The 15,631-nt window shown below is 43.7% G+C and carries 10 protein-coding genes; 5 read left to right on the top strand and 5 right to left on the bottom strand.

The window, feature by feature from the left end; genetic code table 11:
• The first annotated feature begins 57 nt into the window (after positions 1–57).
• From EYR97_RS09780 to EYR97_RS09760, 5 genes are all read left to right on the top strand, one after another.
• On the top strand, positions 58–1,749 hold the full coding sequence (locus tag EYR97_RS09780) for an NAD-dependent malic enzyme (protein WP_131093641.1): 1,692 nt from the start codon (positions 58–60) through the stop codon (positions 1,747–1,749).
• A gap of 359 nt (positions 1,750–2,108) precedes the next feature.
• Entirely contained in the window at positions 2,109–3,113 is a 1,005-nt protein-coding gene (locus tag EYR97_RS09775; protein WP_131093640.1) for a DUF4382 domain-containing protein, read from the top strand.
• 201 nt (positions 3,114–3,314) lie between these two features.
• Positions 3,315–4,172, top strand: a complete 858-nt coding sequence (gene yghU / locus EYR97_RS09770; protein WP_131093639.1) for a glutathione-dependent disulfide-bond oxidoreductase — start codon at positions 3,315–3,317, stop codon at positions 4,170–4,172.
• 299 nt (positions 4,173–4,471) lie between these two features.
• Positions 4,472–5,434 (top strand): choice-of-anchor A family protein, encoded by a 963-nt coding sequence (locus tag EYR97_RS09765; protein ID WP_131093638.1) that lies wholly within the window; start codon positions 4,472–4,474, stop codon positions 5,432–5,434.
• A gap of 3 nt (positions 5,435–5,437) precedes the next feature.
• Positions 5,438–8,263, top strand: coding sequence for a tetratricopeptide repeat protein (locus tag EYR97_RS09760; protein ID WP_131093637.1), 2,826 nt, complete (start codon positions 5,438–5,440; stop codon positions 8,261–8,263).
• Here the strand turns inward: EYR97_RS09760 and EYR97_RS09755 are convergent.
• The 5 genes from EYR97_RS09755 to EYR97_RS09735 form a co-directional block, all read right to left on the bottom strand.
• On the bottom strand, positions 8,260–9,132 hold the full coding sequence (locus EYR97_RS09755) for an alpha/beta fold hydrolase (protein WP_242634969.1): 873 nt from the start codon (positions 9,130–9,132) through the stop codon (positions 8,260–8,262). The genes EYR97_RS09760 and EYR97_RS09755 overlap by 4 nt on opposite strands.
• A gap of 111 nt (positions 9,133–9,243) precedes the next feature.
• Positions 9,244–11,226, bottom strand: coding sequence for an EAL domain-containing protein (locus tag EYR97_RS09750; protein WP_242634968.1), 1,983 nt, complete (start codon positions 11,224–11,226; stop codon positions 9,244–9,246).
• Between the two features lie 432 nt (positions 11,227–11,658).
• Positions 11,659–12,969 (bottom strand): amino-acid N-acetyltransferase, encoded by a 1,311-nt coding sequence (gene argA / locus EYR97_RS09745; protein WP_131093635.1) that lies wholly within the window; start codon positions 12,967–12,969, stop codon positions 11,659–11,661.
• A 5-nt stretch (positions 12,970–12,974) separates the two neighbouring features.
• On the bottom strand, positions 12,975–14,357 hold the full coding sequence (gene argH / locus EYR97_RS09740) for an argininosuccinate lyase (RefSeq protein ID WP_131093634.1): 1,383 nt from the start codon (positions 14,355–14,357) through the stop codon (positions 12,975–12,977).
• A gap of 43 nt (positions 14,358–14,400) precedes the next feature.
• Positions 14,401–15,606, bottom strand: a complete 1,206-nt coding sequence (locus tag EYR97_RS09735; protein WP_131093633.1) for an argininosuccinate synthase — start codon at positions 15,604–15,606, stop codon at positions 14,401–14,403.
• Between the last annotated feature and the right edge of the window lie 25 nt (positions 15,607–15,631).

The raw sequence follows: 15,631 nt of genomic DNA, 5'->3' as shown, positions 1-15,631 counted from the left end.
AACGGTGTCGCTTTTGGCTTTGGCGATGCATTTGCCTGAACCATTATCGGAAAAACAATGTCAGAAGATTCACAGCGCTATCTTTATATTCCTCATGCCGGCCCTTCTTTGCTGGAAACCCCTTTGTTGAACAAGGGAAGTGCATTCACTGCCAGAGAACGCGCCGCATTCAACCTTACTGGGTTAGTCCCACCGCGATTTGAGACAATTGAAGAGCAAGTTGAACGCGCTTACATGCAATACAGCAGTTTTGATGAAACGCTTAACAAGCATATCTACCTGCGCGCAATTCAAGACAATAACGAGACATTATTTTACCGCTTAATTCAAAAGCACATCGATGAAATGATGCCTATCATTTATACCCCTACTGTGGGTGATGCATGTGAGCAGTTCTCTGATATTTATCGCAGCTCTCGTGGTTTGTTTGTTTCTTACGAAGAGCGTCATCAAATTGATGACATCGTGCGCAATGCGACCAAACGCAAAGTAAAAGTTATTGTTGTTACAGACGGTGAGCGCATACTAGGCCTTGGTGACCAAGGTATTGGTGGTATGGGGATTCCAATTGGAAAGCTGTCATTATATACCGCGTGTGGTGGTATCAGCCCCGCTTATACGTTACCTGTCATGCTAGACGTGGGTACGAATAACGAAAAGCTACTAAATGACCCTATGTACATGGGCGCAAGACACCCGCGCATTGGTCAAGAAGAATACGACGAATTTGTCGATATGTTTATCAAGGCAGTGAAACGTCGTTGGCCTGACGTACTTATTCAGTTTGAAGATTTCGCCCAGCCCAACGCGATGCCTCTATTGAAGCGTTATCGCAATGAAGTATGTTGTTTTAACGATGATATACAAGGTACTGCAGCGGTTACGCTAGGTACTATTCTTGCGGCTTGTAAAACGAAGCAGCAAAAACTCAGTGACATGAAAGTGGTTTTTGTTGGCGCAGGTTCTGCTGGGTGCGGTATTGCTGAAATGCTTGTTCAGCAAATGGTATTCGAGGGCATTAGCGACCAGCAAGCCCGTAAACAGGTATTTATGATTGACCGCTTTGGTCTTGTAACTGAGGGTATGGAAGGGTTAAGAGACTTCCAGCAAAAGCTTCAACAAAGCCAGCAGAACCTTGCCGACTGGACGTTTAGCGGTGACTATGCGTCGCTACTCGATGTCATGCACTGTGCAAAGCCTGATGTCTTAATTGGCGTGTCTGGACAACCTGGTTTATTCACGGAGCAAGTGATCCGCGCAATGAAACAAAATTGCGACCTTCCAATTATTTTTCCATTAAGTAACCCTTCTCGTCAGGTAGAAGCACGTCCAGAGCAGGTTATTGAATGGACTGATGGTGAAGTCATTATCGCAACGGGTAGCCCTTTTAAGCCCGTTGAATATCAAGGTAAAGTCTTCCCCATTGCACAGTGCAACAACTCTTATATTTTCCCTGGTATTGGGTTGGGTGTGGTGGCCTCTAAAGCAAAACTTATCAGCGATGAAATGCTCATGGCGGCAAGTAATGCATTGGCAGCCGCATCACCGTTAGTTACTACAGGCGTAGGCTCTCTGCTTCCGCCTCTAGCCGCCATTGCCGAGCTTAGCCGTGAAATTGCGTTTGAAGTAGGCAAAGTTGCTATGGAGCAAGGTTTGGCACTTGAAATGTCAGATGAGGCATTGCGCGAGAGTATTGAGCGTAATTTTTGGAAAGCCGAATACCGCCCTTATAAGCGTATCAGTATTTAGTAGTAACTGAACGTAAAGTGTTAAAAAGCAGGCTTAGCCTGCTTTTTTTGTGCTTGTCGCTCATCCATGTAACCCTGATGTTGCTTCACTTTTTGGTTAATGGGAATAACCACATCCAAGGTCTTTTACGGGCCTTATTCATTGTCTGAAAATCGCTTGGTATGAACGAGAAGTGTACCAATAAGGTCAACACGCTCTAATGTAAGTAAGTGTTACCTATGTGCAACATATTCACATATTGCTGTGAGTGAAGCGAATGCTTTTATTTATTAACTTATTGATGTGTATGGGTTAATTGTGTTTGGCATAATCATTGTAATAGTCATTACACCAAAATAGTGAAAAGAGTAGGTGTACTTATGAAGAGACTTTACTGGATTAATACGAAAGTACGTCGCAAATATTTGAGACAGTCATTCACCACGACATTGGTACTTACCGCACTGACAACATTAACCGCCTGTGGCAGTTCAAGTAGCTCTGATAGTTCAGATACCACACCGCCCCCAGAGCAACCTTCAACAACGACCTTTTCGCTGGCGGTATCAGATGCGCCAGTTGATAACGCAAGCGAAGTGGTTGTGTACTTTGATGAAGTGGAGCTAACCGGAAACGGTGAGCCACTTACTTTCTCTGTTGAGGATGAGAATGGTGATCCCCGCAGTATCGATTTGCTGGCTCTACCAGGTGCGCAGTTTGAAGTCATAGTAGAAGATACTTCGATTCCAGTAGGTGATTACAACCAGATTCGCCTAAGCGTAACCGATGATTCTTACATAGTGATGGATGAGGGCACATACCCAATTCGCGTCCCAAGCGGCGAGTTAAAATTGGATGGCTTCACTGCGCAGCCAAACTTTGATGCCGCTTACACCATAGAGTTTGACTTGCGCAAAAGCTTAGTGGACCCCGTTGGGCAACCTCTTATTATGCTTAAACCACGAGGCGTGCGTCTTGTACTAAATGATGATGTAGGAACACTAGAAGGCACGGTTGACAGTGCACTGGTTATGGATGAAATGTGTGCGACGAAAACCGATATGCTATCGGGTAACGCAGTGTACATCTATGGAGGTGAGCAGGTGGCTATTGAGGCACTGGGTGATGATGCTGATGAAGGCGTTGACGACACTGAAGTTCGCCCATTTACTGTTGTTCCTGTGACTTACAATGATATGGATGAAACCTTTGAATTTACCGCAGGATTTGTTCCACAAGGAGATTATACATTGAGCTTTTCATGTGTAGCCTTTTTGGACGAGCCAGAAACAGGTGAGGACGAGCTTGATGGATTCTTCCTTCAAACGCTCAATACAGCAGAGGTTATCGCCGGTGATACAACGCAAGTGAATATCATCGAGTAGCAAGTTTGCGGGCAAGGGACTGTCCGCCTTTTAATTAAAGTCGGAGAGAGGCCGCGCGAATGCGCGGTCTTTTTATGTCAGTAAGCGTAAAATCCAGTGAATTAATCGACAGCATGAAGTGATAAGACTTTAAAAGTCGTTCTATAGTGTTATCTCTTAGCAATAGGGTATTGAATAGCTTCAAACTGCAAAGGATCAACTATGTCGACAATTGAGAATTACACACCACCAGAAATTTGGACTCAAGCAGAAGATGATGGCAACAAATGGGCGAGCATCAATAGACCAGTCTCTGGCGCTACGCACGAGAAAGCGAGAGACGTTGGTAAACATCCTCTACAACTATATTCACTAGCGACACCGAATGGTCAGAAAGTGACTATTATGCTCGAAGAGTTGCTCGCCGCGGGTATTGATGAAGCCGAATATGACGCATGGCTTATCAATATTGGTGAAGGCAATCAGTTTTCATCAGGCTTTGTTGATGTAAACCCCAATAGTAAAATTCCGGCAATGGTAGATACATCGACACAACCAGCAATGAAGCTCTTTGAGTCGGGTTCTATCTTGGTTTATCTCGCCGAAAAGTTTGATATGTTTATTCCTCGCGACAGCCATGCAAAAGCGGCATGTTTTAATTGGCTTTTCTGGCAGGTAGGCTCGGCACCGTATTTAGGCGGAGGCTTTGGTCATTTTTACAGTTATGCTCCCTATCCGATGGAATACCCTATTAATCGTTTTACGATGGAAATCAAACGTCAACTCGACGTACTCGACAAGCATCTTGCTAACGAGGAGTTTATGGCGGGTGATGAATACAGTATTGCAGACATGGCTATCTGGCCGTGGTACGGCAATTTAGTGTTAGGTAATTTATACGATGCTGCAACTTTCCTTCAGGTTCATGAGTATACGCATTTGTTGCGTTGGGCTAAGCAGATAGCGCAACGGGAAGGGGTGCGACGAGGCCGAATTGTAAATCGAACGTGGGGCGAAGACGGTCAGTTGGCTGAACGTCATAGTGCGCAAGATATTGATGATGCACTCGCTAACGCGTAAGTTTGCTTATTGGTATTCCAGCTAAGGCGGTATTTACCGCCTTTTTTTGCGTCGAGTACAGTGTATCCTGTCCGTATTGTTGTGCATCCGGTGTTGTGATTGTCTGGCTTTTTTACAATTTACTGTTGTCAAGATATTGTTATGCATAAAATTTTATGAAAAATAGGGGGTTGCTGTAATGGTGTGAATATTGCATAGGTATTTCAGAGCAAACTCATTCACAAAGTAACGTCTAGTCGTTGCGAAGCAGCAAGACCCTTTTGTCGTCGTTTTTTATAGGTAATCAGTACTGATGCGATTTGGTTTTTTTTGTCATTCTTGGTCTATTTCCTTCGGCTTTGGTTTATGCCGAAGGTAGCAGTACAACAAGTACATCTCAAAATAGTGCCATTGGAACCTACAACCTAATTTTACTTGAAGACTACAATTTTCAAGGTGGGGATGTTCAAGGGCAAGCCTTTATTGGTGGAGACCTAAATGCACAAGGACATTATGCTGAATTCGGGAGCCGACTAGAGAATACCGATACTGCTATTGATGCGGTAACTATTGTTGGTGATGTAAACGCCAATGGGGTGCGTGTACTAAGAGATAATAATCTTGTATATGGTGGCGCTTTGAACGCATCTGTAGTCGAGTTAAATGACGGTAATGACGGACAGCTAATCAATAATCCCAGCCTTTCTATCTCAGACATGGCTAGCGAACTGCATGCAGACACCGCTTATTATGCAAGCTTAACTAGCAATGGTACCTACAGTAATGGCGTGTTTAATTATGCTGGCTCAGATAGTGTTGCTGTTTTTGATATTTCAGCGCTGGATATATTCTCTCAGAACAGTAATTTAAGTCTCAATTGGGGGGCGGCTGAAACTGTTATCATTAATGTGTCCGCAGAAGGCTTTGCCAATAATAATATCGCTATTGGCGGTGGCGTTAACTTAAACAATGGCTTTACACAGCAAAGTGGCTTTTCAAATATACTGTGGAACTTTTACGACGCCCAAACCATTAACTTCAACGGTGTTGCGATGAAAGGTTCGGTATTAGCTCCTTTCGCTGATACCTCAGGTGGTGCTTCTTTTGATGGGGCATTTGCTGCTAATTCATACACTGGCGCACGAGAGTTTCACAATTTTGTATTCAACTACGAGCGTCCACGAGATGTGGTTGAAGTATCAGAGCCGAGTGTTGCATTTATAACAGCCTTTCTAATGTTTTCACTGTTGGCGAGAAGACGGTCTCGCGCGGAGCAGCGATAGCGAATGAGTTTCATACGCACGGCATGGGTGATTTGCCTTTGTGTTTGCTTTTCAACCGTATCGACTGTAAATGCACAATCTGAATCGACGCCAATTAATGATGAATATGAAGCGGCTGTAGTTCACTATCAGGACAAGGCGTATAAAGAAGCCTTCCTTAGTGTGCAGAATGTGCTTCGCGACTCACCAGATTATCTACCTGCCTATATTCTTTTGGGTTCGCTGTATTTTGATAACGGACTGTTAGAAAGAGCAGATAGAACCTATCAATTAGCGCTTGATAAAGGCGCAGATCCCAATTTAATCTTTCATAATTGGGCTGATGTTTTACTAAAGCTGCGAAAAGCAGAATATCTACTTTCAATAAGCTTCGATAACAAACTAAATGGCGACGTCCTCATTGACTGGTTTGCTGCACGAGCCAGTGCTTGTTTACAATTGGGTCGCTCTATTTGTGCAAAGCGAGAATATGACGAGATTTTAGCGCGCGCTCACAATCACCCCAAAGGGCTAAACGGTTTAGCATTATTAGCGATTGATAATGGCCTCTATGAAAATGCTGATTCACTTCTAAATACATCAATGGAAAATGAAATAAAGCGCGCCGAGACCTTATGGGCGAAGGGCGTATTAGAAAAAGCGAAGGGTAATCTTGTTGACGCACAACACTTCTTTAACGAGGCATTCTTGCTGGCTCCCAATGATGCCAGAGTAGCACGCAGTTTAATTGATGCTTACGTGGCAGCAGCAGACTTAGACGCTGCATTGCTCGTAACTGAAGATCTTCTATTAGAGACTAAAGACGATTTGTACGTGATGTTTGTGAATAGTTGGCTAACCAGTCAATTGGACACTTTGTCAAATATACGTCCTCAACTTGAAATGATTTCTCAGCGCTTGTCTACGGTACCTGACGATGTAATGAAAAGTGAGCCATCTCTTTTCTATTTGCGAGGAATGGTGGCGTTGATGCAGCGAAACTTCGAGCAAGCTAGAGATAACTTTATGGCGTATACCGTATACGCTGATTCCGACCTTCAAACTGCAATATTATTGGCAACCGCCAATATGGCATTAGGCGATCAAAAAGCCGCCACGTTGGGGTTACAAGATCACGAAGACAAATTAGTAAAGGAGAATTTGCAGCAAGCTATTTTGTTGGGAAGTCTTTATTTACAAAATAAACGCATATACAAAGCGGTAAACCTTCTTGAAAAGTTGCAAGCGCAATATGGTGAACGTGTTGAAGTTGCCTTATTTGCTGTTCGTATCAGTTTGGCACGTGGAAAGTCTGAAGACGCGGTTTCAATGTTAGATTCATTGTTGTCATCGTTTGAGCACAACCGGCAAGTACTACAAGCCTATGCGTTGTATTTTTTGGACAACGGCAATTCTGAAAAAGCGAATGTGGCTATTGCGCTATTATTAGAGCAGTTTCCAGATGATCTCACGGTGAAAAACATACGTGTCGCACAGCTTTTGATGGAAAAGCGACTTGATGAAGCAGAGCCGCTGTTAATGGAAGTATTAACCGCTTCGCCCAATCTTTTTGCTGCTCGTTACAATCACGCCACATTGTTAGTGAACAGAAATAAGTTAGAGGAAGCTAAAGCAATTCTTGAGGCGCTTGAAGTTGAAAAGAGCAATGATTTTCAGGTATTACTTCAACTTGCCAATATCAATGTACGGGAAGGAAATGTAGAGCTAGCGGTAAGTCGCTACAACACACTTTTGCAGCGTTATGGACCAAGTTTAAATGTTACATTTGCCGCGGTTGCAGCATTTAATCAAACTGGTGACTATCAACGAGCAATTAGCGCTCTTAAGAGCCTTGAAGCAAATGAGCCTAATAATGCGTTGGCAATTGTCCAGTTAGCGACCTTTTACATCAAAGTGGGTGACAAGGAACGGGCGAAATCTACATTAATGAAATTAACATTAATTTTCGATAGACCTGTGAATGTTTTAGTCAGTGAGTCACAAAACTGGTTGGCACTGGGTGATACAGAAAATGCCTATCAAAGTATGCAAAAAGCACACAAAATGCAGCCAGACAATCTTAACCTACAATTGCAATGGGTGAAGCTACTTATGGCGCTGAATAAGGTAGCTGACGCTCAAAGCATATTAAACGATTTACTGTCCCGTAATCCCAAAAATCCATTTGTACTTTTCAAAATGGGAGAATTAGCACAGCTAAAAGGGGAATTGGATCAAGCAAGAAGTTACTTTGAAGCGGTACTGGATGAAGACACTAGCTTCGACTTGGCTTATGCTAAATTGTACGCTGTAAGTGTCAATACGCAATCCTTTGAAACTTTTTTGGAGCGGCTATCCCAACGTGTAGAGCTTGAGCCAGAACGTTATTTTACGCGAAATTTGCTGGCGCAGTATCATTTCTATTACGGTAATGCCGAACAAGCAAGGTTACACTACGACGTACTGCTCAAGAGTGCACAGCCCGACACTCAATATGCCATATATAATCGTCTGGCTATTTTGACATTGTCGAGTGAGCCTGAAAATAGCTTAGCCCTTGCTACTGAAGCATATAAACGCAACCCGACCAACGCAGATGTATTACACACTTATGGTTGGGCGCTAACCGTGAATAACAAAGCGCAGGAAGCTCTACCTATATTACGTGAAGCGTCGGTGAGAGATGCAACATCACTATCCTTGCAATACCATTTGGCTTACACACTGGCCAATATTGGCAATCGTGTTGAAGCTAAGCGAATTTTAATCACGCTTCTTAACAAAGACGAAGTATTCGCTCAAAAACAGCAAGCCCAAGACCTACTAGCTGAACTTAATGGCGCAGTCTAAACGTCGATAAATTGTAAAAAGTAATCGGAAACCTTAGGCCAAAGGTGTTTACATGTGCGTGAAAAAAACTTCATGTGGCCAATGGTGGCTACGTCATGATCACGCGGTGAAAGCTGTTCCACTTCCGCACTCATTTTTGGGAATACACTTATCATGTCGTGTACGTTTGCAATGTTTGCAATGTCGTCATCGGTGGCTAAGAGCCACTTTGAGGGCATGGAAATGTGGTGGTATTGATGATTAGCAACTTCCTTCCCAAACGCGGTTTTAACATAGCCTTCGCCGTTACACCATCGTTGCCATTGCCGTGCAACGTGCTTAGGTAGGGGCTCACCCATACCTACCCAGTGCGATTTTGTATGTCCGAAAAGCAAGTTGCTAATTGGAATGAATACATTCATAAAAAAGTGAGCTTTAATAAGGTAGCTTTTACGCATGTTACGCAAACTGCCTGAAGAGCTGCCAAAATTACAAAATGCGGTAAGGTCGTGCACATTATGCATTAAGCCCAAAAGTTGGCCGCCGGCACTATGTCCAACTAGAAAGTAAGGAACTTCAGGAAAGTGCATTTTCAGTGCGTCTAACACAGCGGTCATATCTTGCTCGCCCCACTTGATTAATGAGGCGTTACTTTTACTTATTGAGCCGTCTACTGATTCGCCAATCCCTCTGTTATCAAAAGTAATGACACCAAAACCCTGTTCACACAAATAAGTAGCAAATGCGCCATAGAACTGACGTTTGATACCTGTGGCCGGCCCAATCATTACTGCACCTACAGCAGGGGCACTAGGGGAGTAGACCGTTGCTGATATGGAGATCTTATCTTTGCAGATGACGGCGATATCTTTAGTCGTATTGTTAGCCACCCATACACCTGTGTTATTAATATTTGTCTGGTCAAACCAGTAAAGCGTTTTGCTTGATATTATGCAATAGAGTAACTATTTTGTTTGGTGATATTCCTCAATGCATTTGGCTTAGGATACGTCCGAAATTTCGTCGAGGTTTTGTTTTGCCCAGTACTCAATTGGGGCTGGTTTACCGTATAAATAACCCTGGAAAACAATAAACCCCATTGTTTGTAAAAGGTCTCTTTGCGTAAGTGTTTCGACACCTTCGGCGATTGTTTGCATGTTTAAGCTCTTCGCTAAATTTATTGTCATTTCAACTATTTTTCTGTGTCGCTCAGACGTTTCTACACTCTCAATAAATTCTCTGTCGACTTTCAGTACTGAGGCGGACATATCAATAAGTTGAGATAGAGAGGCGTGACCTGTACCAAAATCGTCGATAATAATGGTTGCGCCAACGTTTGCGAGTGATTTCAATCGTCGTTTGGTTTCATTGTGGCTAGCCAAAACAGAGGTTTCTGTCAGTTCTAACTTTATTTGTTGGCAAAGTACCGGACTCTCAGAAAACTTCCTCAATAACTTCTCGTAAAATACGTCACTTAGTAACTCAGGACCAGACAAGTTAATGGCGAGAGGGACGCGAGGAAGATTGCTGGGCCACTCCTTAATCAGTTTGAGCGCTCCATCAATGATTTTTTGAGAGAAAAGTACTTGCCAGTTATTCTTTTCTATAATGGACAAAAACTCAGCAGGTTGGAGAATGGTATCTGATACTGGATCTTGGATTCTTGCCAGTACTTCATACCCTATTGTCGTGTTGTTGATGTTGACTTGAGGCTGAAGATAGAGAGAAAGGTGCCCATTATCAATTAAAGATTTTACCTTGTCTTTTTGTTGAGTATTTTCCCTCATTGTTTTAACAGCACTCAGACTAAATGGAGTAAAGGGCGCTTGATTGGAACATTGGCTCAACGCGATAGTACAACATTCAACCGCGGTATCAGGGCTAACGTCTCTTGTCGTTGTAAAATACCCCGCACGCCAGTCTAGTTGAATGCTTTTTCTTTCATTGTTGTGCGAAAGTTCAATGCATTTGGGTAAACGGCGACTAAGCCAGCTTTCGATAGTGTGCTGTGCAAGTTGCTGATTACTAAGTGAGAAAAGAAATTTAGCACCAGGAAAGTGATATAAGTCTATGTTAGAAGATAGCTCTTCTTGGAGCAGTGTTGCTACGTTTCGCAGCACTTCATCTCCAAAACTATGACCGTATTGTAAATTTACATCGCGTAGGTTTGTAAGCTTAAGCAATATTACATGACGATTTGTTATTGTCTCTCTGGCATCCACTTTCTTCCAAAAATTGTGGTTTTTCAGTAGGGTCAATTCATTAGTGTATAGCTTTTCAAAGTGCCGTTTACGATAGGCATTGAATACTCTTTCATTCTTTTTGTTAGACGACACGTCATGACAATGAATAAGTTGCTTTTTGTGATGTTTCAAACTTGCAGATTGAAGAACAAACTCACTATCAGTATTTCCCTTTATCGTTGCTTTTTGATTGACTTCTTCGCCCAATGGTAGCGATACCTCGAAAAGCTGTTGTATATAGTCGCATGAAGAAACATGCTGCTTTATAAGCTGTCTCGCAGCCTTATTCGCTTGCAGTATTCTGCCTTGCTCATCACAGAAAAATGAGGGGGTGCCGCCGTTATTGAAGATTTCCTGATATCGATTAACCAGCTTGTTTAGCTTTCGACTCTGTAAAAGGTTATTGGCTGACTGGTTTTCCAATGAAGACATAACACGTAATACAGCCATTGGTATGCAGAAATTAAAAAATAGAAAAAGCAAGGACGCTATGTAGGTATGAGTTTCTGGCAACGTAATATCCATACCCGCAAAGATAGATAGTGGAGTATCTTTGAGTAAAAAATAGAATGGAATAATATTGAGCAGCATTACTGCTATCGATGCTTTCGCTCCGTAAAGTAACCTAACAATGATGGGAAGAATAAACAGCAGTAAAAAACCGTAACGGGCAATGGTGAAGTCGACGGTAAAAAATACAATGCATATTGATGCTGCTGTAACAGCGACAACCAAGGACATTGAAGCAATCCTAACGTGACGCCTTCCGATAAATAACGTGGCGTATAGGAAAAATGAAAAGCCCAATGTTAAATAAAGTACGTGGTAGAGACCTTGAACGTACGCTGTATAAGAAGAGTGAAATACGATTGCCGAGGTCAAAATAACCCCAAGAAGCAATATAATTCTCAGTACGCTAAGCTGCCAAATACTTGCATCTGTTGTGTTTAAATGTTCTTCATTGAGGAGAAGGTAGCTCTTTATTTTGTTTATTATTTGAGTGACCACTAGTAAACCGCTAAATTATTGATTTTTCTAAATACTAGAACTCTTAATATACCCGCTTCATTGTTGTTCGGGTAGTATTATATAGAAATGTTTTTGGCATGAATAAAATGAAAGTGAAAAACAAGTCTGCTCACAACAAGTCATGAGTATGAGCAGACTTATGTGTTAAACAGCCAGCGTAAACACTTTTGAATTGCGCTGGAAGTTGTATAGTTCTTTTTTCACTGCTGGCAAAACACTGATGTCAGCGGGCGCAAAACCTTGCTCTAAAAACCAGTGAGCAGTTACGGTTGTCAGTACGAATATACTGTTGATATTGGCTTCTTTTGCTCGTAAACGCACTTCGTCCAGAATGCGCTCGCCGCGGTTTTTGCCACGATAGTCTTGGTGTGTGGCAACACAAGCAAGCTCTGCACAACCGTCTTCTGGGTAGAGGTATAAAGCCGCACAGGCGATGATCATGCCATCTCGTACAATCACTATGAACTGGTTAATCTCATTCTCAAGGCGTTCGCGAGAACGTTTAACAAGCACACCGCTTTCTTCCAATGGCTTAATGAGTTTTAAAATACCACCCACATCATCTATGGTAGCTGCGCGCAGTTGCTCGTAATGGTGCTCCATAACTAATGAGCCGGTACCGTCGCGAGTAAATAACTCTTGTAGTAACGCACCATCTTTTTCGTAGCTAATGCAGTGGGCACGAGGTACACCTGCCGCAACGCTTGTAGTTAATGCGCTAAGTACCGTATCTTCCGTTGTAATATCACCAGCCATCATAAGCTGTTCCAATTGAGGGCGCTCTATGGTGCGAAGAAGCCGGCCTTCACGATGGAAAATACCATCAAAATTGGAAAACACGATCAGTTTATCGGCTTTAAGAGCAATGGCTGCTTGGGTAGCAACATCCTCATGAGATAAGTTAAATACCTCGCCCGTGGATGAATAACCCATTGGTGATAGCAGGACTATTGAGCCGTCATTTAGGTGATCGTTAATACCCGTTGTGTCGATGCGGCGTACCAATCCAGTATTTTCAAAGTCGATACCATTGCGCACACCCATAGGCTTGGCAACCACTAAGTTACCCGAACAAACACGAATTTGTGAGCCGTGCATAGGTGAGTTGGGTAAACCCATCGTCAGCAGCGCTTCTACTTGAGAGCGCACGGAACCCGCTGCATCTTTAACACACTCTAGTGTTTGCTTATCGGTAATGCGCACGCCACCTTCAAAGCGACCTTCTATATTGCGCAGTGCAACGCGTTGATCTATTTGAGGTCGTGCACCGTGCACTACAACAACGCGCACTCCTAAGCTGTTAAGCAACGCTATGTCGTGAATAATATTTGGGAAATTGGGATGTTCGATAGCTTCGCCACCGAACATCAACACAAAGGTTTTTCCTTGATGAGCATTAATATACGGCAGCGAGCTGCGAAATAATTTAATACCATCATGATGCGCTAACACCATTTTTCTTACCCTTGTTTGTCTAGGTTTTCCAGTTCCTGATACAGTGCTTTTGTGACTGTTTCTTTACTGGTGCCACCTAAAATATTACGTTGGTTTACGCCGTACTCTAACTGTAATACAGGGTAAACATCGTCTTCGATTTTATCGCAAATAGCTTGAAGGTCGCTTAGTGGTAAGTCTTCAATTGCACAGCCTTTTTCAATGGCTTGCAATACCACTCGCCCTGCGATGTCATGGCCTGTTCTAAATGGCACGCCTTTGCCTACTAAGTAATCAGCAAGTTCTGTGGCATTTGAAAAGCCTTGAGCAGCGGCAACGCGGCAACGTTCTTCGTTTAGCTGAAGTGAATCGAGTACTTCACTGGCTATACACAAGCAAATGTGCCATTGGTTTACGGTGTCGATTGCACCTTCTTTGTCTTCTTGCATATCTTTGTTATACGCAAGTGGTAGGCCCTTCATTGTAACTAGTAGCGCTTGCAGTGAACCGAATACACGGCCACATTTACCACGCATGAGTTCAAGCGCATCTGGGTTTTTCTTCTGTGGCATTAGCGATGAACCTGACGTTACGCTATCACCTAATTGAAGGAAACCTGCTTCGCCAGAGTTGTAGAAGATCATATCCTCGGCTAGACGAGATAAGTGCATCATGCTGGTACTGGCTACAAAGAGCAATTCCAGCACAAAGTCTCTGTCAGAAACCGCATCTAGGCTGTTCAAGCATGGAGAGTCGAAGCCCAATTCATCAGCAATGGCATGACGGTCAACGGGGAATGTTGTACCGGCTAGCGCACCAGAGCCTAATGGGCATTGGTTCATGCGCACTTTTAAGTCGTCTAAACGGCTTAAATCGCGCTTTAGCATTTCTACATAGGCCAAACACCAGTGCGCGAAATGAATAGGCTGGGCACGCTGTAGGTGGGTGTAACCAGGAATAATCGCTTCTTGATGACGGCTAGCGGCATTGAGAAGTGATTTGATTACGCCCAACACATCTGCGCGAAGTGAGGTAATATGCTCGCGTACCCACAGACGGAAGTCTGTGGCTACTTGATCGTTACGGCTGCGGCCTGTGTGAAGCTTACGGCCAATATCACCAAGCTTCTCTATGAGTGCTGCTTCAACAAAACTGTGAATGTCTTCTTCACTAGACGCGTTAAAATCCAATTCACCAGCATCAGCCTGCGCTTTCAGCTCGCTCAATGCCGCCTCAAGTTGTGCTTGCTCATCAACGGTAAGTACGCCTGCTTTTTGCAGGGCGCGCGACCAGCTAATAGAACCTTGAATGTCTTGGCTTGCCATAACTTGGTCGAACGGTAATGAGTCGTTCACCTGCTTAAACATACTACTTGCACCGGACTCGAACCGGCCACCCCACAACGCCATGTGATGCTCCTTAAATGCTGTTTCCTAGCTGCGCTATTGGCAACTAACCTTGGTTTTTCAATGCGGCAATACGACTCGATAAGCTGAACAGGCGAATAAAGCCTTCAGCGTGCTTTTGGTCGTAAACGTCATCTGCACCAAATGTTGCAAAGTCTTCAGAGTAAAGGCTATTAGGTGAACGGCGTTGTGTAACCGTTGCTTGACCTTTATATAGCTTAACAACGATGTCGCCTGTTACTTTTTGTGCAAACGACGCTGCACCTGCAAGTAGTGCATCGTTAAGGGCGGTAAACCAACGGCCGTCGTACATGACATGAGAGAACTCAAGACCAATTTGCTCGCGGTATTTAAGCGCTGCTTTATCCAATACCATTGTCTCAAGGGCTTTGTATGCTTTAAGTAGTACGGTGCCTCCAGGGGTTTCATAACAACCACGAGACTTCATACCTACGAGGCGGTTTTCAACGATGTCGATACGTCCCACGCCGTGTGCTGCTGCAATGGTATTGAGTTTCACCAATGCTTGATAAGGTGACAGTGCCTCACCGTCTACATGAGTAAGCTTGCCTTCATCGAACGACAAGGTTACGCGCTCTGGTGTATCTGGTGCATCTTCTGGGTCGACCGTCATGGTCCACACTTGTTTGGTAGGCTCTTGCCACGGATCTTCAAGCTCGCCGCCTTCGTGAGAAATGTGCCATGCGTTCGCATCACGGCTATAAATTTTGGTTGCCGACGCAGTGGTTGGGATATTGCGCTCAGCTAAGTAAGCCAGTAAGTCTTCACGGCTTACCATATCCCATTCACGCCATGGCGCGATAACTGTTAAATCAGGTGCAAGTGCTGCGAAAGTACTTTCAAAACGCACTTGATCGTTACCTTTACCGGTACAACCATGACAAAGTGCATCCGCACCCACTTTACGCGCAATCTCTACCTGAGCTTTTGCAATTACTGGGCGTGCCATAGACGTACCTAAAAGGTATTCGCCTTCGTAAACTGCACCAGTAGTGATAGTTGGGAAGATATATTCGCTAACAAACTCTTCTTTCAAATCGACAATGTGGCACTCGCTTGCACCTGACGCGATAGCTTTGTCGTGAAGGCCTTCAAGCTCTTCATCACCTTGGCCCACATCTGCCGCAAATGCGACAACTTCACAGCCATAGTTTTCTTTTAGCCATGGAATGATGGCTGATGTATCAAGCCCGCCTGAATAGGCCAGCACGATTTTTTTAACATTTTGCATCTAAGTAAACCTCTTAGGCGCCTGC

Origin of the sequence: Alteromonas sp. KUL42, assembly GCF_006538325.1 — a bacterium.
Classification (GTDB): domain Bacteria; phylum Pseudomonadota; class Gammaproteobacteria; order Enterobacterales; family Alteromonadaceae; genus Alteromonas.
This window is presented reverse-complemented; position numbering and strand designations above follow the sequence as displayed.

Bases quoted from the DNA above. Each gene is read 5' to 3' on its own strand.
- EYR97_RS09735 (WP_131093633.1), bottom strand. From the start codon at position 15,606: ATGCAAAATGTTAAAAAAATCGTGCTGGCCTATTCAGGCGGGCTTGAT.
- argA (WP_131093635.1), bottom strand. From the start codon at position 12,969: ATGGTGTTAGCGCATCATGATGGTATTAAATTATTTCGCAGCTCGCTG.
- EYR97_RS09750 (WP_242634968.1), bottom strand. From the start codon at position 11,226: ATGTCCTTGGTTGTCGCTGTTACAGCAGCATCAATATGCATTGTATTT.
- EYR97_RS09780 (WP_131093641.1), top strand. From the start codon at position 58: ATGTCAGAAGATTCACAGCGCTATCTTTATATTCCTCATGCCGGCCCT.
- yghU (WP_131093639.1), top strand. From the start codon at position 3,315: ATGTCGACAATTGAGAATTACACACCACCAGAAATTTGGACTCAAGCA.
- EYR97_RS09775 (WP_131093640.1), top strand. From the start codon at position 2,109: ATGAAGAGACTTTACTGGATTAATACGAAAGTACGTCGCAAATATTTG.
- argH (WP_131093634.1), bottom strand. From the start codon at position 14,357: ATGGCGTTGTGGGGTGGCCGGTTCGAGTCCGGTGCAAGTAGTATGTTT.
- EYR97_RS09760 (WP_131093637.1), top strand. From the start codon at position 5,438: ATGAGTTTCATACGCACGGCATGGGTGATTTGCCTTTGTGTTTGCTTT.